The sequence below is a fragment of the Leptothoe spongobia TAU-MAC 1115 genome (assembly GCF_018739885.1).
Classification (GTDB): Bacteria; Cyanobacteriota; Cyanobacteriia; order Phormidesmidales; family Phormidesmidaceae; genus Leptothoe; species Leptothoe spongobia.
The window spans coordinates 95,245-118,739 of record NZ_JADOES010000005.1 but is presented as its reverse complement, the minus strand read 5'-3'; the positions used below and the strand labels follow the sequence as shown (position 1 = coordinate 118,739).

At 48.1% G+C, this 23,495-nt stretch carries 15 protein-coding genes; 4 read left to right on the top strand and 11 right to left on the bottom strand.

Translation table 11 applies throughout. The features are described 5' to 3' along the window. Positions 1 to 50 precede the first annotated feature (50 nt). From IXB50_RS04260 to IXB50_RS04250, 3 genes are all read left to right on the top strand, one after another. Positions 51 to 704, top strand: coding sequence for a hypothetical protein (locus tag IXB50_RS04260; RefSeq protein ID WP_215607700.1), 654 nt, complete (start codon positions 51 to 53; stop codon positions 702 to 704). A gap of 547 nt (positions 705 to 1,251) precedes the next feature. Beyond that, a complete protein-coding gene (hpsE, locus tag IXB50_RS04255; protein WP_215607699.1) occupies positions 1,252 to 2,331 on the top strand; it encodes a hormogonium polysaccharide biosynthesis glycosyltransferase HpsE in 1,080 nt (359 codons plus the stop codon). A gap of 21 nt (positions 2,332 to 2,352) precedes the next feature. Continuing rightward, positions 2,353 to 3,510, top strand: a complete 1,158-nt coding sequence (locus tag IXB50_RS04250; RefSeq protein ID WP_215607698.1) for a glycosyltransferase — start codon at positions 2,353 to 2,355, stop codon at positions 3,508 to 3,510. A 19-nt stretch (positions 3,511 to 3,529) separates the two neighbouring features. Here the strand turns inward: IXB50_RS04250 and IXB50_RS04245 are convergent, their stop codons facing one another. The 10 genes from IXB50_RS04245 to ndhL form a co-directional block, all read right to left on the bottom strand. Further along, entirely contained in the window at positions 3,530 to 4,456 is a 927-nt protein-coding gene (locus tag IXB50_RS04245; RefSeq protein WP_215607697.1) for a hypothetical protein, read from the bottom strand. Between the two features lie 110 nt (positions 4,457 to 4,566). Then, positions 4,567 to 5,334 (bottom strand): sulfotransferase family protein, encoded by a 768-nt coding sequence (locus IXB50_RS04240; protein ID WP_215607696.1) that lies wholly within the window; start codon positions 5,332 to 5,334, stop codon positions 4,567 to 4,569. Continuing rightward, complete coding sequence (locus tag IXB50_RS04235) at positions 5,327 to 6,361, bottom strand: sulfotransferase family protein (RefSeq protein ID WP_215607695.1); 1,035 nt, start codon at positions 6,359 to 6,361, stop codon at positions 5,327 to 5,329. Before IXB50_RS04235 ends, IXB50_RS04240 begins: the two co-directional genes overlap by 8 nt. Positions 6,362 to 6,622: 261 nt before the next feature. After that, on the bottom strand, positions 6,623 to 10,141 hold the full coding sequence (locus IXB50_RS04230; RefSeq protein WP_215607694.1) for a hypothetical protein: 3,519 nt from the start codon (positions 10,139 to 10,141) through the stop codon (positions 6,623 to 6,625). 53 nt (positions 10,142 to 10,194) lie between these two features. Beyond that, positions 10,195 to 12,579 (bottom strand): OmpA family protein, encoded by a 2,385-nt coding sequence (locus IXB50_RS21990; RefSeq protein WP_246564080.1) that lies wholly within the window; start codon positions 12,577 to 12,579, stop codon positions 10,195 to 10,197. A gap of 11 nt (positions 12,580 to 12,590) precedes the next feature. Further along, entirely contained in the window at positions 12,591 to 16,097 is a 3,507-nt protein-coding gene (locus tag IXB50_RS04220; protein WP_215607693.1) for a TonB-dependent receptor, read from the bottom strand. Then, positions 16,097 to 17,071, bottom strand: a complete 975-nt coding sequence (locus tag IXB50_RS04215; protein ID WP_215607692.1) for a DUF11 domain-containing protein — start codon at positions 17,069 to 17,071, stop codon at positions 16,097 to 16,099. Before IXB50_RS04215 ends, IXB50_RS04220 begins: the two co-directional genes overlap by 1 nt. An 879-nt stretch (positions 17,072 to 17,950) precedes the next feature. Beyond that, the gene (gene trpA, locus IXB50_RS04210) at positions 17,951 to 18,754 is read right to left on the bottom strand and encodes a tryptophan synthase subunit alpha (RefSeq protein WP_215607691.1); all 804 of its coding nucleotides are present in this window, start codon (positions 18,752 to 18,754) and stop codon (positions 17,951 to 17,953) included. A 38-nt stretch (positions 18,755 to 18,792) separates the two neighbouring features. Continuing rightward, positions 18,793 to 19,110, bottom strand: a complete 318-nt coding sequence (locus tag IXB50_RS04205) for a DUF3007 family protein (RefSeq protein ID WP_215607690.1) — start codon at positions 19,108 to 19,110, stop codon at positions 18,793 to 18,795. 2 nt (positions 19,111 to 19,112) lie between these two features. After that, positions 19,113 to 19,343, bottom strand: coding sequence for an NAD(P)H-quinone oxidoreductase subunit L (ndhL, locus tag IXB50_RS04200; RefSeq protein ID WP_215607689.1), 231 nt, complete (start codon positions 19,341 to 19,343; stop codon positions 19,113 to 19,115). Positions 19,344 to 20,233: 890 nt separating this feature from the next. Between ndhL and IXB50_RS04195 the strand changes: the two genes are divergently transcribed. Further along, complete coding sequence (locus tag IXB50_RS04195) at positions 20,234 to 21,580, top strand: hypothetical protein (RefSeq protein ID WP_215607688.1); 1,347 nt, start codon at positions 20,234 to 20,236, stop codon at positions 21,578 to 21,580. A gap of 42 nt (positions 21,581 to 21,622) precedes the next feature. On the opposite strand, the gene larC is transcribed toward IXB50_RS04195, so the two are convergent. After that, entirely contained in the window at positions 21,623 to 22,984 is a 1,362-nt protein-coding gene (gene larC / locus IXB50_RS04190; protein ID WP_215607687.1) for a nickel pincer cofactor biosynthesis protein LarC, read from the bottom strand. Positions 22,985 to 23,495 lie beyond the last annotated feature (511 nt).

Sequence of the window (23,495 nt, the reverse complement as noted above, 5' to 3'; positions counted from 1 at the left end):
TTTCTCAAAAGTCGCTCCATTCATTGCAACAAAGTGAGGTTTAATCCGATATGGCTAACAATGTCCTTGATCAGCTCAAGGAAGTTGAATCCCAACTTGCTTCTCAAATTGAGGCACTAAGTGGTCAGCTTTCTGATACAGAGAAGCAGCGTGACGGTCTCAAGACTGTTATTGATATGTTTCAGTCGACTGGTGGTTCTAATGGTGTTGCAGCCAGTGTCACTGAAATCCTAACGAATGCAGTCGCTAGCGTTAGTGAACCTGAGCCTGAGGCAGCTCCTGCTAAGAAACCGGGTAAACGTCGTGGGCGTAAGCCAGGTTCTACAAAAACAGCCACTAAAGCTAAGGCGGCTACTAAAACTAAGCCAGCCACTAAAGCTAAGGCAGCTAAAGCAGAGCCTGCTGCTAAGGCCACTCGTAAGCCTCGCGGTGGTAAGTCTCCCAACTGGCAGCGTTATGTTCAAGATCCTTTCCGGAAGACTCCCCTGCCTGATGTTGTTGCTAACATTCTAAAGGCTCAACCCGACGAGGCATTCAAAATTGCTGAGGTAATGGAAGCAATCTTTAAGAGTGATATGCCCAAGGCCACCTTTTTAAAGGCGCGCAATCGAGTTTCCAATATCTTGTCTGCTGGTGCCCGTACTAGCGAGTGGTACCGTGGTCGCGGCGGTAAGTACAGCATGAGCAAGAAAGCCTTGTCCTAGAGAGGTTTGTGCTTTTTTAATATAAGTTAAAGTCTTGTCCTTATTCAGGGCTGTAGTTTTGCTGTAGAAGAAGCTCTGTGCTTTGGCTTGGACCTAGTTTAAGAGTCACTCACTACTGCATTTTCTAAAGAGCCCCTGACAAAAAGTTATTAGGCAGCGTCTAATGACTTTTGTCAGGGGCTTTTGTTTTGCTGTTGGTGATTTGAGGAATAGGTTATTTGGTCAACTTTGTAGATTGACTTGAAAGTTGAGGGGATACCCACTCATGGCGATCTGGGTACCCTATGCTCAATTGCTTAATCAAATGGTAATTAAGTCGTAAATTTTGAAACTATACCGGTTTTGCTGGTATAGGGTGTATCCCTTATGTAGTAGTCCTTTTGGTCTAGTTTTGTGACTCAGTGCTTGGATTCGATGTTATGAGTCTGCGCACTACTATGGATTAACCATGGTCATCTTCAATTTGGCTACCCATAGATTAGATGTGGGGTCAAGCAAAACAGATCGTTTCTATGGGTACCTAGGCGATTGTAGCCTTACTTGATCTATGGTTGATTTTTCGGTTGCTATTCGTCTCTATAACGGTGCTTTGATCTTACCGAAGATTTTAGACGCTCTCAGTGCTCAGAGTATTGCTGATAGCATCGACTGGGAAATAATTATCGTAGATAATAATAGCATTGATGGGACTGCTGATATTGTTCAGATGTATCAGCAGAGATGGACAGCTTGTCCTCTAAAGTATGTACTTGAAACGCAGCAAGGTGCTGCGTTTGCTCGTCGACGGGCAATTGCGGAGGCGGCAGGTACTTGGATTGGCTTTTTGGATGATGATAATGTTCCTAGTCTTGACTGGGTGCAGTCGGCCTATGACTTTGGAGTTCTACATCCCCAAGCTGCCGCCTTTGGTAGTCAGATTCATCCGAACTATGAGACTGCACCGCCAGTAAATTTTGAGCGCATTGCTCAATTTATACCAGTGGTAGAGCGAGATGAAGTGATTTGTTTTACCACAGGATGGCGGGCTATGAGTAATTTAGTCCCTCCCGGAGCTGGGCTGGTGATTTTACGACAGGCGTGGCTAAAGCATGTGCCCAACTCTCTAATGCGTCAAGGTCCGGTGGGAGACTCCTTGAATTTTAAGGGGGAAGATGTAGAGGCGTTGTTGTACTTGAAGAAAGCTGGTTGGGAAATATGGTTTAATCCGTTGATGCAAATTGAGCATCAGATTCCCAGCTGGCGATTTGAACGCAGCTATTTACTTCGGTTTTTCCATGGGATTGGTCTCAGTAAGTATGCTACTCGGATGGTTGGTACAAGCTTTTGGAAGCGTTTATTGTTAACCCTTTTGTTCATGGGAAATGATGGGCGTAAATTGCTGCAGCATTTGATCAAACATCATCGCCACTTACGTCAGGATGTTGTGTCAGCGGCTGAGCTACAGCTGTTTATTAGTAGTTTTCTCAGCCCAATCTATGCTTGGAAACGTTATTTCACTAGATATATCACTACCCGTCTTAGGTCTAATCCAGTCGACGAAAAAGAAAGTGACCTAAACCACGTCCAAGTTGAAACCTGTGGTTTCTCCCACGGTAAAACTCCAGTTCTGGACGTGGACAAGGTTTAGCAAAAAAGGCAGCCCTCCCCCATGCCCACGGTTCTAATCTATCGTGACCAACTTTTACCCTACTCGGAGACCTTTATTCCTGCCCAGGGGGGAAGTCTATCGCGTTATGGTCCGGTCTATGTGGGTACTCGTCGCTTAACAGCGTACCTTGAGCACCAGAACACTATTATCTTAGGTGAGACCCTTGCCCTTGGCCGCCCTTTTAGGCGTCTTTGGCAGGGGCTATATAAGTTTGGCGGTGCAGTTCATCCCCAGTGGGTTAGGGTGCTGAAGCAGCATACTCCGGTACTAATGCATGCTCATTTTGGGAGTGATGGCGGTTTGGTGTTGCCCCTATGCCAGCAACTCAATCTTCCCCTTGTGGTCACTTTCCATGGATATGACGCTACTTGGGATACGCCTGCTTGGACCACGATTCGTGATCAGGGTGATGTCTTTCGACTGTTGCTGCTGTACAAGCGAGATCAGGTACTATCGAAGGCCCATCGCATCATTGCTGTATCAGAGTTTATTCGTCATCAGTTGCTGCTTAGGGGGGCAGCTGATGACAAGATTGTGGTGCACTATATCGGCATTGATCGACAGCGGTTTCAACCCCGGTTAGATCAAGAACGAGAGCCGATTGTGCTATTTGTTGGACGATTGGTTGAGAAAAAAGGGGTGGACTATCTGGTCCGTGCCATGGCATCTGTGCAGGGTCAGATACCTCAGGTACAACTGGTGATTATTGGTGATGGGGCTTTGCGATCGCACCTCCAAACCCTGGCCCATCAGCTTTCAGTGCGTGTCCAGTTTCTAGGGAAACAATCCCCCGACCAAGTATGTTATTGGATGAATCGGGCTCAGGTATTTTGCGGTCCCAGCATTATTGCCCGGTCAGGCGATGCCGAAGGGTTTGGCATGGTTTTTGCTGAGGCTCAGGCCATGGGACTACCTGTTGTTAGCTTTGCCACAGGCGGCATTCCTGAAGCTGTCATCCATGGCGAAACCGGTTTGCTGGCACCTGAAAAAGATACTGAACAACTGACTCAAGATTTGATTCGATTACTTGAGGATGCAGATCTGCGACAGAAATTTGCGCTAGCTGGGCAGGCCCATGTGGCTACTAACTTTGATCTATCTAAAAATACTCGTCAGCTAGAGATGATTTATGACGAGGTGGTGGATCGCTATGGGTAAGACCATGGATCTGCCATGGTTAATTCCTAAAGTGTGAAATAAATTTGCTCATATAAGACTTTAACTTTGATTTTTTAATCGTTAATCTCGGTGTAGGACTAGATTTAATCATAAAGTCACTGTATTGAGGTTTTTGCAGCTGGGGAGAATCTTGATACCAAAAATTTCCATAAAATTGAGTTCGTTGTGTTTTGAGATGGTTGTAGTTTAGCTTTACCGCATGCAATGTGTCCCAAGCAGGAGAGAAGATCACAATGCTATTATTCAGGCATTGCCGTTTGATCGTCTCGCACCATTCCCAGGGAACCCAGCACCTATCATAATCTTCGTTGTAACGCCAGAACTCGGAAATGAATCGTTTTTGTGGCTTAAACGTCAGATAGTGTGTATGGATATTGAGTTCTTCAGAATGCCTGGAAGGATTCACATTTAGCATGTAGGTAAGAGCCTTCTGTCGGATATCTGGATGAGGGCTGATTTCATACCCTTGGAGATACTTTTGCAGGCCTGTTTCAATCTTAGTGGGTCTTGTAATGTTAAATTTTTCTTCAAGTAATTTCTTGAAAATAGATGATTTGAAAAAAACATCAAGATCTATTAATATTCTGGCCTTGGGATTTTTAAGGCGGAATGTGATGCCAAATCCCTCACATACCTCATGATTATCGTGGCTATTTTTTCCTTTGAGCCAGTTTAGATAATCGTGCACTGATGTGGTGCAACCCGGAAAAGGTATTGGCTCATATCCTTTATTTAAGAGTTGGTCAATCAAATCATCTGATCTTTGGAATGCAGTCATTGCCACCTGATCAGCAGTAATGACTGCATTGAAGTGTTCATCTGAAAGAAAATTAGGAATTTCTAAATGCTTAAATGGCTCTTCGCAAAAATCTGATGAGTTAATTTTATCCAGGATGTATGTGAACTGACTTAAATCAGATTGCATGTCGATTATTTATATTTCATGTATAGGAATGAACTCCATATTTTGTATGATAATTCCTTATCCGGCAGTGGTTCCGGCTGATGGGATTCAAGCCCCTGGCACAACAACGTTTAGCTATCCTGAAGGTATTGGGCGTAGGGGGTGTTTTCAAAAAACTCGGTGAGTTCTTCGTGATTTGCGATCGCATCTTGCCATCGCCCCGGTGATTGTTTGCGATAGGCGCTGGTTACTGGAGAGGAGGGTACGCCCAAAAAGTCGCAAATCTTATCTACCGTTGGTTGATGCTGCGAACTGTCTTGAATATTATCCTCGTAGGTCAGTGCCAGGACATCCAAACCTTGCAGCAGCTCCAGTTCATAGGCAGCCTTCCGTTTACTCCGCTGCATCCAGTCCAATATGCTTTCAGGCTTGACGTGAATCACCTTAGCTTTAGTCGGACCATCCGTCTTTTTTTGAGAGTACCCAGATACCCGAGCCCTGATATTGGATAGGGCATGGAGGAAAAGATTCCGCCGCTGCAGGTAAATGATCTTAAAACCAGCCTTGTCCAGATGGTGTAAAAACCGTCGTCGCTGCAACAATGGCTGCACATCTCGAATGTGATAACTCAAAACTTTGCAACCGTAAGCGATTGTCGGAGAGTTGGCACTACAGCTCTGCAAATAAAGCTTAGGCAATAGGACAGGTGTACTTAAAATTTCTCCATCGCAGTGAATTTCCTTTACCCCGTCCAAGAGGCTTACCAATGCAGTTGTACCCGAGCGACCTCGTCCAAACAGGATAAACCGGATCGGACTCATGGGGGGGCGACGCAACAGATAGCTGGCGGTCTGTCTAATGCGTAAATGGGGCTTTCTAATCGGTAGTGTGTTAATCATATTGTTCTATTTTTGCCACAGCGCCAATGTCTTGAGCCCTTCGAGCTGATGGTCCCAGTAACCTGGTGCGCCATCCCATTAGCTTGCGGTCTAGCTTCCAGCGCAGCCTTTCCAACCTTAAAAGCACGTTTGCCTGGAGGGAGAGGGAGGGGGGATCTCCATCGGTATATCCGTATCGCTGTTGTAGCCTATTTGTCAGGCTGTTCACAATTGCGACATGGTTAGGACTCAGTTGTTGTTTCCAGCGATCGATAGCCGTGGTTTCCACCGGTTGTAGTGCTTGATTTAAGTGAGACAAGGCCCATCCTTCTCGATTAACAATGGGCATAGTCTGGGTAGACCGTTGTGCCAATAGTCCTTTCGGATAGTCTTCTCCTAGAAACTGAAAAATTCCTTCGAGGGTTTGATCTGGCTGTTGTACCAAATCTTCATAGCGCAACAGTTTTATCCGTGGATCGCTATGCCAGTTTCGTTCATAGAGTTGGGTACTCCGGTACCATTGTTCAGCATGAATATGCGTATAGTTGCTAGCCCATGTCATTTTTAACAGGGATGCTGTTACCGCCCTTGGATCTCGTAACATCCATATCACTTGGGCTTTAGGAAACCATGTCAATAGTTGTTCTAAATGCTGATAATGGAGCGGTGTCTTCTCTCCCCAGCGAGGTTTATGACATCGCTCGGCATAGGTTTCCAGCCATCCTGCAAAGATTGTTGCAGGGTTAGGAGATCCCTTAGCCAGGATAGTGGCTAAGGTTTTATCGGCATCTATATCAAAGTAAGAGAATCGCTTACTCTGACTCAATAGCTGCCAAAACTGTTGGAAATCATCAGTATTCTCTACCTTTAAATGACGATATGTGGGTATCCAATAGGTTAAGAAGTGACTTTCAGGGGAAATGGCAATATGGGGATGAGCTGAGAGCATAGTGGTCAACAAGGTGGTTCCTGACCGGGGCATTCCAACAACAAAAATTGGCCGCTCACTGGGATTCACCATGACTATGCTTTCCGTCCGCTTATCCATCGACGCTTCCATCCATCATGCTGCCAACCTTCCACAATCTTCCCCTGAGGTTTTATTGTGTACAGTTCCCTACGGCGATTGGGTGACTTGCATCACAGCTTTCATAGGTCACCCACAAGGGAGTGCCCCTACAGGATGGTCTATTTTGAATCGGGTTTAATGAATTCGGATTTGGTATAAAAAAGGTGGACTAGAATCTCTAGCCCACCTTAATACTACTAACGTCTAATCAATATCCGGTTGGTCAAAACCAACCAGCGACTAGGGGATGGCCACTGTAAAGCGGACGGCACCCACTTCACCTGTATTGACATTGAGACCTAGATTTGCACCCCCAGCGATCACACCACCGCCAGCACCAACACCTAGCCCACCGGTTGGTGTCCCCGCTGGGAAGCTACCTGGGAATGACAGACAAGACTCGGCCAAGGTTGCCAGGGGAGCCTGAGGGAACAGTAGCGAACCATCTGCCGCAAACGTGAGGTTAGTCCCGAGCTGGGAAAGTGCTGTTGGAGAAGCCAGGGTTAGGCTATTAGGTTGCAGTACGCTTGGCACCTGTAGCTCATCACATATCTCGACATTGGTTGCTGTGGCTACACCAGAGTTAAAGAAGTAGATCGTATATTCGATTAAGTCTCCAGACTGTAGCTGGTCAGGACCAATAAAGACACCCAACGGTAGACTGTTGCCTGACAAATTGGCCAGTGTATCGTCATCGTTAGTTGCTGGTTCATTATTAAAGTTATCGATACCGGCAACGGGTAGGTCAACACCGCCCCTAATCACACGGGTAATCCGCTTGACCACCGTTAGATCGGCACCTAACAACGCAGGAGTGGGAGTGTTTTCACCAGGCTCGTTAGCCTCTAGGTTGCCATTCGGGTCACTGGTTGTCGGATCAGGCGTAGTCCCACCATTGGGGAATGGGTTGATGTCATTGGAGAAATCTGAGGTTGTTTCCCCAGACGTAATACCAATACCGGTGGTGGTGGTTTGGTTATCGAAGGGCCCTGGCAGCCGGGGGACTACGTTGGTACCGGCTGTGTTGACATCCACCACAATCTCATAAACGGCAAACTCATCTACATTCAAGGTACTGCCAGGATTGTTAGGATCACCTGCTAGCAGTAAATCCCCACTGCCGTCAAAGTTTGGATTTACCGGTACTGTGGTGACACCACTGCCCTGGGCCGGCTGCCCAACACCAACAATGAAAAAGTCATCCGTTGGCCCCTCGCCGCTCACCCCATAGGTATCTACAAAGCTATTGGTAAGTTGAACGTTCTGCAGATCTTCAATACCAATGTTGCGCACCACAACTTGATAAACCAAACGAACGTTACTCCCGCCAAAGGTGGAGGCTGGAAGTCCACCGGCAGGAGGAATTTCTCCTACCTGCGTGCGGCTATCATCAATCTGCTCAATGACCGAAATTTCAGGCGTGAGGGCTAAGCTAACCGGTGTGGGCACGTTTTCATTGGCGGGGTCGGCGGACGGTGTGGGTGCTGGAGCTGGGTCAAGCGTACTACCACCCGTGGCTGAGCCACCCGGTGGATTCAGGGCCTCTTCTAAGCTGTTAAAACCTGTGGCATCGTTGGAAATATCCCTGACAGTAATACCAGATGGAGTGTTCGGATCAGTGCCGACACCCGTTGCCGTGGTGAAGTTGTCAAACGGGCCGGGTAGCTCTCGAATTAAGGTCTCACCATTACCACTAGTGTCCACATCGACAAGGATGTCATACTCGGCAAATTCACCAGGATTTAGGACCCCATTGGTAGCTAGGATTTCGTTCGCCTGGGCTGGATTTCTCACCCCACCAATAAAGGTATCACCTCCGTTGTAGTCAACGTTGGCGGGAATAGGCGTTGTTTCGTTGCCGCCAGACCGGATGACTGAGATTATTTCAAAGCCCGTATCGAGACCGGAGCCGCCGCGATCGCTATTGTCAAAGGTATCGGTAAAGTCGTTAATTAACTGCACCTGCTCTAATCGCTCATTACCGGTATTTTGTACGCGGATACGATAAAGAACGCGAGCTGTGTTGTTGGGAAATGTGGGAGCAGGGCCGGTGGTTGGGTTAAGAACTGGTGTGCCGACTACCTGCTCAGAAACGTTGATGCGAGGTAATAACGTTAGGTTTGGCAAGACCACTGGAGTCGGTAAAAACTCTCGTGGATCCCCATCATTGTTGGGGTCTGGATTAGGACTGGGGTTAGGGTCTGGTGGAATACTATTGTCCTGGGAAGTATCGGTAATCCGTAGACCAATGGGAGTATCAGCCTCACCTACAACGATATTGTTGTAGGGCTCTGGCCTCCCCGGTGTGATATTTGCCGCTGTAGAATCTAACCTGACAGTGTATTGAATGACAGCCCTTTCCCCAGGGTTCAGGGAACCGGTACCATCCAGCAGATTTACGTCGCCGTTGCCATTAAATAAATTATTGACTCTCTGTGCGTTCGGTGGTCCAGTGATGGATTCTGGGCCGGAAATAAACGTGGGTAGTGCCACCACTGTAAAACCGGTTGTCCCTTCAAAGGTATCAACCAGATTGTCAGTGATCTGAATGTTGGTTAGGGGAGTTCTGGCACCAAAGTTTTGCACACTAACGGTGTAGGTGACATCAAACTCAGTGGCGCTTACCTGTACAGGCGTGCCAGCACTTTTGGCGGTGCCGATATTACCAGGGACCAGGAAAATAGTGTAGAGACCCACACCATGATTACCAGGACCACCATTGGCATCGTTAGCATTTGTAATATAGCCAGCGGGGCCTGCAGGATTTAATCCGTCGGGGACTGCCGCTGGACCACTGCTATAGGTAAAGGTGAGATTAGTTAGGGGGCCGTTAGCGGCTGAATAATCGGCAGTGACTGTACCTTCAGGGCTTTGGTTCTGGGCCTCAACCCCATTTTCTGGGGGAGCCCCTACTACCGGTGGATTGGGGTCCTGAGGGTTAGGTAAAGGAGCGGTCGGATTGACAGCTACTCCACCGGTAGGTGTAGCGTCTTGAGGGGTGAATTCAGTTGTGGATACCGCTCCATTTAATCTGGGGTCAAGCGATCTGGGATTGTAGACCCCAATAAATTCGGTGCCTGTAATATCTACAGTAAAGTCACTTGCGGCAGCTAGTCCAGGAAAAGTAACTGCACCGTTAGGTTGATCAATACCCAAGGCTACGCCAGTAACCCCCGCTGCTGCTTCGGGTGAGACTTCTAGTGGAGGAGAGGCAACAGTTGCTGGGGTAATGGTATTTGGTGCAACACTACCACCTATATTTACCTGGTCTTGCCAGGTATTAGCATTGTCACGGTCAACGTCAATGACAATCAGACGGGCCTGCTCAATTTCAGCCCCAAAGTTAATGTTCAGAGTAACTGACTCAGCGAATAATGCAGGGTCGTGCTGGATTTCCAAGATACTGCCGACTGAAAATCCGCCAGTGAGGCGGTCAGACGGTCTTAGCTGTTCGAAATTGTCTGTATTGCCAGTCCAGGAGAAATTGACATTGACGTCGTTCCCGAATGTATCGCTGACGATCAGGTCTGTGTTGAGAACAAATTCTGGATAATTACTTAGGTCAACTGGAAAAACGGAAAGTGCTTCGGCAGGGCGACCCGTCACTAAGCTCAAAGTAGCTGCAGTGAGCACTGAGGTCATGACAGCTATCTTTTGTCTGACCTGCCGTTGGCACCAGTTTGTTGTCGATGCAGCATGCTGCTGAGGTGCAACAGCTCCAAATTGTTTTTTAAATGTCTTCTTGAGCAAGCGCTTCATCGCTTAATTCCTAGTAAAGGGTGACGGCATTGGGGAGAGATAACGGATGGGGTCTACGGTTCGATCTGTAGGTCAGTCTCAAGATTTTCGTAGATGATGTCGAGGCCGCGAGTATCAGTGAAGATAAACTCGGTGCGGCGATCGCGGGCATAATCAATGCGTCCACTTCCGCTAGATACCCGTTGCGTTTCACCAAAGGAGCGAATTCTCATGCGCTCAGCTGCTATACCTTGCTGAAGCAGGTAATTTCTAGCTGCCAAAGCCCGCCGTTCACCCAAGGCCTGGTTATAGGCATTACTAGCTCTAGGGTCAGTGTGGCCCTGGAGTTCAACCGTGATAAAGGGATATTCCTGTAAAACAGCAATGATCTCGTCCATGATGGCGGCAGACTTAGCAGTGATGTCTGACTTGTCAAGGGCAAAGTGAATATTGCGGGGAATACGTAGTATTACTGGCTCTGGCGGTAGTTCTGGTTCGGGCTCTGGTGGAGGATCCTGGGCAATCTCACAGCTGGGCATTTGGGGTGAGCTGGGCCCGTCTCCCAGGATACCAATGGCGGTAATGGCTGAGGGCTCAGAGGTGCCATATACATCATCGGTTGCGATCGCACTCAATAAGGTCCCTTCCGGTGCATTCACATCAGCACTAAAGCTACCTGTATCATCGGCGGTGACGGTGGCCACATACTGATTTAACGAACCGTAGTAATCTTTTCGGTCAATTACCGTGTAGATGTCAATAGCCGTACCCGGATCGGCAACACCCCTCAGGGTGGCCTGACCATTGCTTACTGGAAAGACATAGTCGTCAAATTCAGGTGCATTGACCGCACCGTTGGCCGTATCACGTCGCCGCTGGGAAGAGTTGCGCGGTGGGTTAGGACCATCTTTGCGTTGGAAATCTTGAATTCCAGTATTGTCATTATGTCCCAGGTCTACGCTGAGGCCATCGAGAGCAGCGAAGGTATTGTTACGAATAATATTGCCTTCACTGCGGGGATAGGATGCGATCGCTACCCCTGGACCTGGTTGATGTTGAATCACATTCTCGGTCACCTCATGACCGCTACCCATGAGATAGACAGCTGCCCGTCTCAATCGGCGACCGTTAAACCGAATATCATTCTGATAGATGCGGGCCGACCCTTCCGGCTTAAACATAAATACGCCACTGCCGTCAGTGCCGCACATGAGATTGCCATAGATTTCGGTGCCGTCAATGTTGCCATCTAGACGAATGCCATCAGGAATCCCGGCTGTTCCATTGGCATACAGCCTATTTTCGGTAACCTCCATGCCCATGGCCTGGGCACCGGTAATAATTCCGCTGCCCTCATGGAACTCAATACGATTGCGCTGGATGACAGTATCTAGTCCATTAAAGACAAATACGCCCAGGGCAGACATCTGCTCCTCGGTCGGCATTTGACCCGATGGCGACATTCCTAGCCAGTTGTCTTCAACCACAACTCCAACTGGGGCATCGGAATCCTCATCTGGGCGAAGGGTTCGCCACCCAGGTGTATCTGGCAAAGTATGATCCAATCTCGACGTAATCTTTCGTATGAGATTAATTTTTGTTTGGTTATCAACTAAGTCCCTACTAAACGCTGTTTCTATTTCCTGAATAAGGTCTGCCAAATCATCAGATGACAAATTATCGTTTTCCTCGTCAAGGATCGTTTCATTGTTTTCCTCGTCAAGGATCATTTGCCCGTTTACGTCGAAAATACGAACATGATATAAATCGTCAATTTTCGCAACAATCACTAAGCCATTGCCTTCTGAAGGAAGAGAATTAGCGTTTTCAAGAGACATTAGGCTTAGGGCATACTCACCAGGTATTCCTGCATCCACAGGTGGTGCTAGATGAGTAATTAAGATATCGGCAGGTGGCGTTGTTTCGGTAGAACGGTGTCTCGCAGAAAATCCATAAATGCTTAGACCACGGACCGTTACCTCATCAGCAGTAACAATTAACCCACGCAAGACTTCCACTCCATTGGCGGGGGTGAGCGTTATTACGGGAGTGGGTACAGGTGTGACCATCGTATCCTTCATGGAAACAGGCCCATAACCGGGTTGGCTGGAGCCATCTATCAAAGTACCTGGGGCATTGATAGGTGGCAGAGGAGCCACTAAATCAATGGTAGTATCACCTGCCAAACTAAAATTAATCGATGGGTTGCTAGCCGTAGGTGAAATTCGCGCTTGTTCAGACTCGCTCAATGCCGTCAATGGCAATGTTCCATTGATGACTTCAATGGCTTCTCGAAGGGTGAGCTCATCATTGGGACGAATAACAGCCTCATCAGTAGCCGAATTGACAATCACGGAATAGGGCGTCATCTTTTGTTGTGCCTGAGCTGCCATGATGTCAACTGTTAATGGCAGAGTAATTGCTAGGGAAGCCGTTCCAATTAATCTAGATATCTGCATGATTGATCTCATTACTCCTCACCCCCATTTGTTGTCTGTGAAGAAACCGGATTGCTACTGACTGATTCTGGCGGTGGCGAACTATCCGTTTCCACCAAAGATTCTTCTTGCTGTGATGGAGCCACCTGCTGTAAACCAAACTGGTCCCAAAGTTCGTTCACCTTAAAGGTGATACCAATGTAAGGACCATCGTCAGACCGGTAACCGCTGCCGCCCAGGGAACGATCGTTCACACTACCAAAGCTATAACCCAAACCGAGCCGCAACTCGGGAGTCATGTAGTAACCTGCTTCGAGGGCAAAACCAACTTCGTCGTAGTTGGTTTCAGGTTGGGTAATGTAGCGCACTTCACCGGTAACATCCCAGCGGTAGGCAAACCGGTGGGTGGCCCTAAACTGCCCCAGGTGAATGGCATTGGTCGATGACACTCCCAAAGAATCCAGGTCTGCATTGGTTGCCCGCAGGGCATACTTGCCGTAAAACTCCCAACGCCAGCTGGGGGCATAAATCCCCTCCATGGCCAGGGTGTGTTCCTGAATCGAGTCTGAGCCTGCACCTACTAATAGAGAGTTGGGGGTACTCGATGGGTTGATGGCGTATTCATAGCTCAACAATCCATTGAACTTATCGCTGTAAGGATTACGATAGGCCAGGCCTAAACGAGCACTGGTAGAACTGTTCAGTCGATTGCTAACCGTGTCGTTGGTAAAGTTACCAAAGTTGGCATGTTCTAACCGCAGTAAGGTGGTGAGGGCTGGGGATAGCTTACCGGCAGCGGATGCAGTGATCACTGTATTGTCTTCACCATCCGAGTCGCGATGCTCAAATCGGGCACTGGCCTGGAAATCAGAATTATCAGTGTATTCCAGACCCACCGTGTAGGTGCTGCCACTTATCAAACCCAGGGATGCTGCCGATTGCCCCACAGCATAGGGTTGGGCAAACTGGTTTCCGCCTGTAATGGACGACAGGCTATCACCAAAAATTCGCTGGTAGCCTAAATCTACATGTAAACCAGGACTGAGATTAATCCGATGGTTTAATCCCAAGGCTCCTTGACCACTCATGCCGCTGTTGGCTCCCAGAACGGAATAGCGGCCAGTGAGATGAGTGTTATCGGTAAGGTCATAATTGACCAGAGCATCAACGGTGGTGAGAGCATCGGGGGTAATGTCATCGTCGTGGAAGAACCGCTGGGCAAATCTCAGCGTTACCTCTGGCAGGACAGCCCAGTCCACGCCAACAACGGTCTGACCGGGATAAGCTTCATCTTCATCGCCGATGGCAATGTCAGTTTGAGCCCGGAGAGAGACTTTTTCCGCAAGAGGCCAGGTTAAACCTGCTGATATCAAGTTAGATTCAACATCGTTGCCGGTGACTCGGTCGTTGCGATCGCGATAAACCCAGTCCAGGTTACCTGTGAGCGCTCCAAACTGTTGCTGTATCCCAGCTCGAACCGTGGTCAGCGAGTTATTGACAACGGCTCCGGTGGGTCGTGTCAATCCAGGATTAATCAGTTCATCCAGGGTGGTGGGAATGAGATCTTCGTTGCCGTCGTTTTCTTCACGATCAAACTGAAATTGCAGCTGAGTGTTGCGACTGACGTTATAGCCCAGCTGACCACCCCAGCGAGTCTGTCCTGGTCTAAAACTAGTGGTGGCGCTGTTGCGGAAACCGCTTTCAGCATTTCTAAAATAGGCCGTACCTCCCAAGTCAGGAGTGATTTGGCCAGTAGCTTCAAGCCTGACGGCAACGCCCTCTTCATCCACCAGGGGATTGTCTAGCTCAGACCGAGCCACCTCAGCTACCAGCTGTGCATTATTCCCCAACGGAATCAGAGCATCTAGACCGAGGAGACTAAAGTCTTGGGCTCCTTGGTCTTCAAAGATCGCTGACGCCCCTACCCAGCTGGGTGATTCAAGGCTGGTATCAAAGTTGTACTGTAGCCGTCCTCCAAACAAATTACCTTCAGCTTCGTCACCGTCCACTTGGTATGTGGCCACGATGCGACGGATTAACGCTGGCCCAAATGGATTGGCATCAACAGCAGACACAGGACTGTTGAACAGAACGGAACCACGATCGTAGTCAATGCTGTAGTCCACACCCCGCGACAATCGCACTCTTTCAATGACTGTCCCTGGTCGGTTGAGTTCTTCGATTTCAAAGAAGAGATCCTCACTCCCAGCCAATATCAGACGGCGGGACAAGAAGTAGTAACCGCTGGTGCCATCGGGGACGATGGTGTCCCGCTGCAACGCTCGCAAATCATTGGCATAGAGAGCAGTCAGCTGTAGGCCATTGGCAAACGTGTAGTTACCCTTAAAGCCATGGAGCTGACGATTTAACGCCGAAAATTCCTGGGAGAACCGAGAAAATTCCTCCGTGTTGTAGTCCCCCCACATAAAGAAGTTGGGTTCGTAGCCGACGATTTGAGAATCTTGTTGAAAACGAACGTAGAAGCTATCGATAGAGGGCGTCAAAAAGTCAGTGGTTGAGTTATCGCCATAGGTGGGATAAGTCTGTTCACAGTTTTGAACATCTCGATATAGACGGTTATCATTACAGCGTTCATTTAGGGCGCGCTCGCTATTAAACGCTGCCGTTAACAACCAGTCACCAATGGTCCCGGTTGCAAAAATACCCGCATCCAGATCTGCTTCATAGTCGCCGATGTCTCCTGGATCGAGGAAGTCCGCATAGCGACCCCAAAAATCAGTAGCACCAGGACCAAAGCGAAAGTCAACGACACCAGCGACCAACGACGGGCGATAGGGGGTGGTGAAATTTAGCTGAGTGTAGCCATCCAGCTCAGCAACCGGTCGCTGAGCGGTTGCTTCATCACCGACCAAACCTAACGCTTCTCGGGCAGGCACACTGGCTCGCACGGTTACCGTTTGAGCATCGAGAGATGAACGCAGTTCAACCTCAAATTCTCCTTGACGAGCCAGTATTTGAAAACCACTACGGTCAATGTCGTAATCGGCACCGATAAACGTACCTGCTGATGTGGTCAGCGTGACGACAACGTCCTTATTCACAGACCGATCAGAGGCATCCAAAATAGAGCCTCTTAACTTGAGGGTGGACCGACCATCGGCAGGCAAGAAGGAATCACCTACCGGAAAAATCTCTAGGGTGAGCTCATCCCCTAGTTCATCTTGGATCAGTGGGGGCAGACTACTCGGGACTTGACGAATAATTGTTTCATCAATAAATCCGTCAGCCTCACCAGGATCTTCTTCCACTGGCAGTGTATTGGCATCAAGCAGATCGCTAGGCAGGTCATCACTAGCCTGGGTCAATAGGGCTGGAGTGTCAGCCTCTAGAACGTCAATTGCATCAGTGTTTCCTGGTAGCCCAGTGCTTGCTGATAGCAATGATTGGGTGGTTTCAAAGGTTTGAAAACTAGCTGTTTGTTCTTGAGCTGCTTTGGCTGGCTGGACCAGTGCTATTGCACCTGTCAATGTAGTGAGCAGTCCCAAACAGATTGAATTTGATAACAGACGCATCATCATTAGTTCTGCCCCTCCCCATAGGTTGGTGTTACTGCAAAGTTCATACGTGCCAGACCACCTGCTTCTAATCGCACCAATCTAGACTGACTGTTGTTTTCTAGGCGGTAGAGGTTAGGAGCCAAGGTGTAACCTGGCAAACTGCTCAGGTCAAGGACACCGACGCGATTGCCCGATACCACGTTAGCCATGGAGAATAAGCCGTCTGGGTCAGCAATGATACGGTTACCGTCATCCAAGTAAATGACTGCATTGGGTACACCAGGCTCACCGGTCTGCTGCTCACCATCAAAGTTTTTGTCCACAAAGACTCGGCCAATGATGGTGCCACAATCAGACAGGATGCCAGGACGGATGGTTAAGCGAAACTCAGCCTGGGCCGTTGGGAATCCGGGGGCTGATGCTGACGCTACGTTCACACCAGAGCCGCGAACTGAATCAGGCGTCAGTGTGACTGCGTAGAGAATTTGTAGCGCTGTGCCAGCGGCTAAAGAATCAAATTGAAAATCAAGCTGCCGCCCCGAAGGGGTAAAGGACGTTAAGTTAGGCGGAGTTGGCGCTGTATTGACCGAGTCTTCGATATATTCCAAACCCCGTGGCAGATTATCCATAACGGTCAAGGGAGTAGCTGCCACGGTGCTCAGGTTTTCAACTAGTAATCGATAAATCACCACGTCACCGGGTTCAGCAGCGGATTTGTCGGCTGTCTTTGTCAGTCTCAGCAGTTGATTACCCGTGCTAGTTCCAACTCTTGTTGTGTTGGCTGGAACGACTAACAACCGATTACGGTTGGGATTACTCGGATCGTCAAAGGTTCCAGATGCGGTATTTTCAATCTGGACCTGAGCACTTACCGGCATCACAGGGGCATGGGTGTAAACCAGCAACGTGCTCAGCAGAACACCCACCAAGAAAAAACTTACAGCTTTAAGTAAGTGCCGGACAGCACCTCTAGGACGGTTTTTCAGAACTCTCATAACCCCTCACAGGCACCAACAACAAAGCAAACGGCTGATCAACATCGCCCTTTATTTACAAGCAACTCAAAGTAACCATTTGCAACCACATATGACTCTTGATCACATGCATTCTGTAAATGAATTGAAAAACACTTAAGTAAATACTCCAGCCACCTTAGACTTGCAGGCCTAGAGATTTTGCTGCCGGTCTAAGGATAACCACTGACCAAAAGTGTTTGACAACTCAATAAATCAAGGAAGTTTGCCGTATTTATACGGTTATTCCTATCTCTGGTCAAGGATTATGACACTCCAGTTTAGAAGAGTGCAATACCTAACAACATCAGGTAATTTTTAAGGGTTGATACGGAGACACACTGAATCAGGAAACTTTGATTGTAAATAGGAAAAGATCTGTAAAATTTAGCAATTTCGCCTACTAAATTCATGGGGATCGCCACTCCCATGTCCTGACTTAAGAGAGATCTAGGTGTTGGTTGAAGATCGCTTAAATGAACATGAAGAATCATTGAAGTTCATATGCTGCAATATTTATCATCAGTTCGTAACACGTAAGCGCTGTTACGACATCGTCTGATGTGGCCTCATCAAGAAGAATCCGGATATTAATGTACAAAGGAGTGTTCTGATGTATGAACTTGTTGTGGCACTGATATAATTTTGACCTGCTGCCCAGGTTGATTACTGAAATTGCTCATCTCATTGTGTGCTCTAACGAAATGAGCCGTAGGGAGACAGAGGGAGTGGTTGAGATCGACAGAATTTGTCGATCTCAACAAAATGCTTTGAAGCCGCTGTTGCCTAATGAAGCAACAGATTTGCTCCATTAACAGACCCGTGTGAAAACAGTATTTTTGAAGAATGTTGCTGTTTTTGTCAGTCTAGGGCTGTCTTGAGCTGCTGGCAAAAGGTTTCCACATCAGCAACCCCCGCAGTCTGGCTTGTGCTATCTGAGGCTAGCCGTTTAACAAAGGCACTACCAACAATGACCCCATCGGCACCCCAGGCCTTTAGCTGAGCAGCCTGCTCTGGTGATGATACGCCAAATCCAACACCAATCGGTTTATCGGTAACGGTGTGTAGCTCTTGCAATAAATCTTGTACACGACTGCCTATTTCGCTACGCATGCCGGTAACCCCGGTAACGCTGACCAAATAGATAAAGCCTTGGCATTGCTGTGCGATCGCAATAATTCGTTCTTTTGGAGTAGTGGGTGCTACCAGTAGCGTTACTTCAATCCCAATCTCTTTAGCGGGCTGTAGCAGCACCTCCATTTCTTCTAGAGGTAGATCCGGTACGACTAGACCGCGAGCTCCTGCCCGATGAATATCCTGGAGAAATTGCTGAATCCCCCGGTTGAGGATGGGATTGTAATAGGTAAACAGCACAATCGGTGCAGATAGCTCTGGGGATACTTCAGCCACCAGATTCAATACTGCATCCAGAGTGACCCCCCGTTCCAATGCCCGTGTCGCTGCTGCCTGGATGACTGGACCATCGGCTAATGGATCAGAGTAGGGGACACCCAACTCAATTAAATCTGCTCCAGCTCGATCCAACGCTCGTAACGCTGCTGCTGTCGTTTCCAAATCAGGATCGCCCGCTGTAATGAATGGAATAAGTGCACAGCTTTTGCGATCGCACAACGCCTGAAATTGCGCTGAAACCGATTTACCCATAGTTTGTGTGTTTGATCCGTGTATTTGATCTGAAAAAATTAGGACGATGATTGGGGCCGTTTCTCTGCCTCTAGCTCCGACTGTAGCTGAGCTAACTCTTCATCAGACATCTCATCCAGACGTTTCTGAAGGACTGCATCCTCATAGTCTTTGAGCTGCTGGTTGTAGGTCATGCGTTGGGAAAACACCCGAGTCAAATAGGTCAGTACCCAGCCCAGTAGACCGCCTGCAAAAATCACCTGACTCCAGATTCCTGCCGAAATCCCATCTAAACCAGCCAGGGAAAGTATCAAGTACAACCCTCCTCCAACCACAAAGACACCGAGCCCAATCCCGATCACATCAATTCGCCGCATAACTAAATCTCACGCCGTTGAGGTCTAAAGTTGAGAAAGGGCGATAGCAATAGCATCCCTGGAAAAAATACAAACACCAACGAGTAAATCAATAGGCGCTCTATGGATGTAGCCACATTCCAACGCTGCTTTAGATAAAAAAGCAGTACTCCAGGAATTACTAGCAAATAGAGCCCTGCCAACCCGGCATAAACCGCCAGCGTAATCAAAAGTGAGATATCGAGGTTATCCATGAATCTGCAGACACTTCGCACATATCGTTAGTCATCATAACGTTCAGGGGGTTGCACAGAGTACCAGTTGGTGTTGGAATTAAACAGGTGTTTCTTGGCTGACACTTTCTAGTAGGCTAAATGTCTACACTGAAATTTCAGTCAGTGACCAACTAAGGGGGCGTGGCGGAATGGTAGACGCTGCGGACTTAGAAAACTGAGCCTTAGTGGAGAAATCTGCTAAGTGGAAGCTCTCAAACTCAGGGAAACCTAAGTCTCCATAACCAATTTTTATGGGTGGAGATACGGCAATCCTGAGCCAAGCCCTTTAAAAGGCGAAAGGCGAAAGGCGGAAGGCGGAAAATAAACTCATCCTTCATGCTTCATCTTTCATCCCTTTAGAGGGAAGGTGCAGAGGCCCGACGGGAGCTACCCTAACGTCAAGTCGAGGGTAAAGGGAGGGTCCAATCCTCAAAGCCCGCTTTGCGTGGCAACAGCGAAAGCTGTGGGAGGGTGAAAATCCGCTGACCTTAAACGGTCGTGAGGGTTCAAGTCCCTCCGCCCCCATTTTTATCGTTTCTTTAGCTATTCTAAAAAGCTAACGCTATACAATTTGTCTGTAAGTTTGTACCAAAAGTGCAATGGCACGAATTTCGTTACTGACATTAAGCGTTTTTAGGTATTACAAGGTATGCCAGCTATGGAGTTTGCCCTTTTCAAGCATACGTATGATTAGTCGATCAGTAGTGCTACGGAGAGGACTTCAGAGTAAATATACTTTCCAAGGTGGGTGTATTCTTGTTACAAAGTGAATATCCGGACATATTTCTTTGCTTCGACTAAGTATTTATCTATTTAGCCGCTGATGTTTCTAGCAATAGTACATACGGCCTTGTATACCAATAATCTGCATGGTTGTTGATAGAGTTTCTGATTCGTTTAATCCCAGGCGTCGTCATCAAGACGTTCAGCAAGCCCAGCAAACAATCTATGATTTTTTACTAGACATTGTTAAATCTTGGCCTGCAGCAGATGTGCTGGCAGAGTTCAAGTCACTTTTTCTGCAGCATCATGAAACTGTTAGCACGAACACCGTGCCAGCACTCTATGCCATCCTCTTTGCCAACGATAAAAAGGAGTTTCACAATACCCTCAAGCGTTCCTGCTATATCTTGATCAATAACTGGGAGGTTGCCCGCGAATATGGGGCTATCCGTGGCCTTATTCAGCTATTTGCCGATCCAGCTATCCATAAAATTTCGGTTTCGCCCACGATCAAGCGGTTACGTCAATGGTTGAAAAGTTTTGTAGAGAGCGATGACTTTCAAGACCTCAAGCTATTTGTAGAAAATCGGTTCAGTAGCGAGGACCCCAACTGGTCGAGGCGGTATACGGCCTATTTGCTAGCACCGCAATATATAGACACTAGTAACCCTTTGGAGCAGCGAGAAGCTGCGAGGGCCTTATCACAGCGGCTGAGGAACCAGTTTAAGTTTGACTTAGCCATGTATACGGCCCATTTTCAAAAGATGTCTACTCAGCGAGGGCGTCGAGATAACCCGACTATGCTGGGAGATAGTGCATTGCGGGTGATTAGGGCTCTGGTGGCCAAACGTGGGATGTTTAGTCACCGTAACCTGGCTCGGATTTTCCATGAGCAAACCCATGGTTTAAGCTATGCCAGCTATAAAAATAGCCTGGTTGAATATCTGCTTTTTTCTGCTGTCAAAACTGAGTTTGTCGTAACCCTTGAAAACAGGCTTAGGGCAAAGCTAAACGGGTTGTACCTCAAGTTTAATCAGAAAACCCTGGATCCCTCTTTGGCACTGCTAACCAGTAATCGCGTGATTGACTATCTGATGACGGAAGATGCTGAAACTCCGTCGTCACTGTTTAGTCTGTTATTAACCAATGGCCGACCGCTGACGCTGGCGATTGTACTGCTTAAGCTGATTCTGGCATCTCCCAACTCCCACCCGTATTTAGACGCTCGCATTGCTGATCTTATTCGTTACTACGAACAATTTCCTCGGGAAGAGTGTCAGTGGATTATCAATTTCTTAGAAATATATGGTGTTACCCTGGCCATCTGCGGTAGCGATGTGCAATACAATCTAGTCCATATCCAGCAAGGGGCTGCTGAAAATCCAGAGACAGCCTCCCTGGATGAGTATCGAATTTTTTCCCAAATTATGAAGGAGTTTCATTGGGCTCCCCTTACCCAATCATCATCCGATCGCAAAGATGCTGGAGCTTAATGTTTGCGCTATTTAGTGAAAAGCTGCCTAGGAAGGAACTGTCTAGGTGGCTTGGATAGCCTGCCAACTATCGGCCTGATATAGGGTTTGGGCAGCGGCAATTGCCTCCCATTGCACTCGTTTCCAGCCAATGCTGTGTTTCCGGGCAAGGGTTGCACAGGTTTCATACTCAGGTTGAAGATTAATCACAGGACCATTGGGTGTTGCTAGTCCGGCCTTGATCTTTACAGGGCCATAGGTCGTCATCACTGATTGCCAATTGCGATAAAGGGTTTGCCGTTGCTGTGGGGTTCTGCGGATTCCCAACGTGGTCGTTTCTGCAAAGAGTAAGGACTGACAAGCATCGACCGTCGATTCCTTGCAAATAACCGTCAGCAAAATGCCCGGACGATTTTTTTTCATGCCCACGGCTTGGGTAAACACATCAAGGGCACCGGCTTGCAATAAACCTTCGTAGAGATAGCCGATTGCTTGGGGTGTCAGGTCATCTAGTTGTGTCTGTAGTTCGATAACAGACTCGCTATAGCCGAGCGTCGCTTGCTGAATTTCTGAATGCTGGATTTCTGAATGCTGATGGTCTTCTGAATGCTGATGGTCTTCTGGGTGCTGATGGTCTTCTGGGTGCTGATGGTCTGGGTGCTGATGGTCCCTATGGCCATGGGTAAAGGATAACGACTGCGATGCTGTCCCGATCCAGAGTCGGAGAATATTAGGTATGGGTAAATCATGGCCGCCTGCGCCCAGACCAATCTGGTGCAGAGTCATGGCCGGTGGGGGACCAAAATATTGGCTCAGGGTAGTGGCGATCGCTGCCCCCGTCGGTGTGACCAATTCTTTATTAATCCCGTTGCTATAGATCGGGGCTTGGGCCCGTCTGAGCAGCTCCAGGACAGCCGGTGCGGGTACTGGCAATTGTCCATGGGCCGCCTTGACCGTTCCTCCGCCTACTGGCAAAGGTGAGCATATTATTCGGTCCACGCCAAGCCAGTCCAATCCCAAACAGGTGCCCACTATATCCACCAGGGCATCAGTGGCTCCCACCTCATGAAAATGCACTTGCTCTGGCGGAATCCCATGGACCGTTGCTTCAGCGGCAGCTAACTCTCGGAAAATGGCTAAACTCCACTCCACTACACGTGGGGGTAAATGGGCCTGTTGAATCAGGGTTTCGATTTCTGGTAGATGGCGATGGCCATGGGCCCCACTCAAGTTGACCGTAACTGCGGTCGCTGCTTGTTCCTGACGTCTAACTTGGGCGACTGTAAACTCATACTCATCCTCTAACCCGAGACCATTTAGCTGAGCTAACAAATTCCCCAGAGGCATCCCTGCAGCCAAGATTGCACCGAGACACATATTGCCAGCAATGCCCGTTGGGCAATCGAAATAGGCAATCTTTTCCATAGCTTTACAGATTCTCCCCTGAACGCAATTTTTCTCTACATACACTTCATGCGAGCCTCCCGTAAAACCACCGGACAGGCTCTGGTATTGCCGTAGCTATTAAATAGTGCAATACGTCAGGGAATTATGGGATTAACAGGCGCGGATGATCAACTGCGATGGATGCGTCAAAACCCATCATTTTCGCGTAACTGTCACAAGGATAAAAATAGATTTATAAGATAGACTATCTACTCAACTGTCACAGTCAAGGACGTCGCCTTTATATTAATGTAGGTGTTTAGCCTACGACCGGTGTTATCTACCAAATGACCACGTAGTAATCATTTTAGAGTTATTGATGCCCTACATATTCGAGCAGCATCCGGTCTTTAAACAGACTCTATGCCGATTTGGTTTGGATAGTGACACACTGTTATTTCGATTCCAGATTGAGTCCCCCTACAGTGAAACTGTCCACTAACGGACAGGCCTACAGCTCCAACTGCCAAATTGAACAGCTCCTCGAATA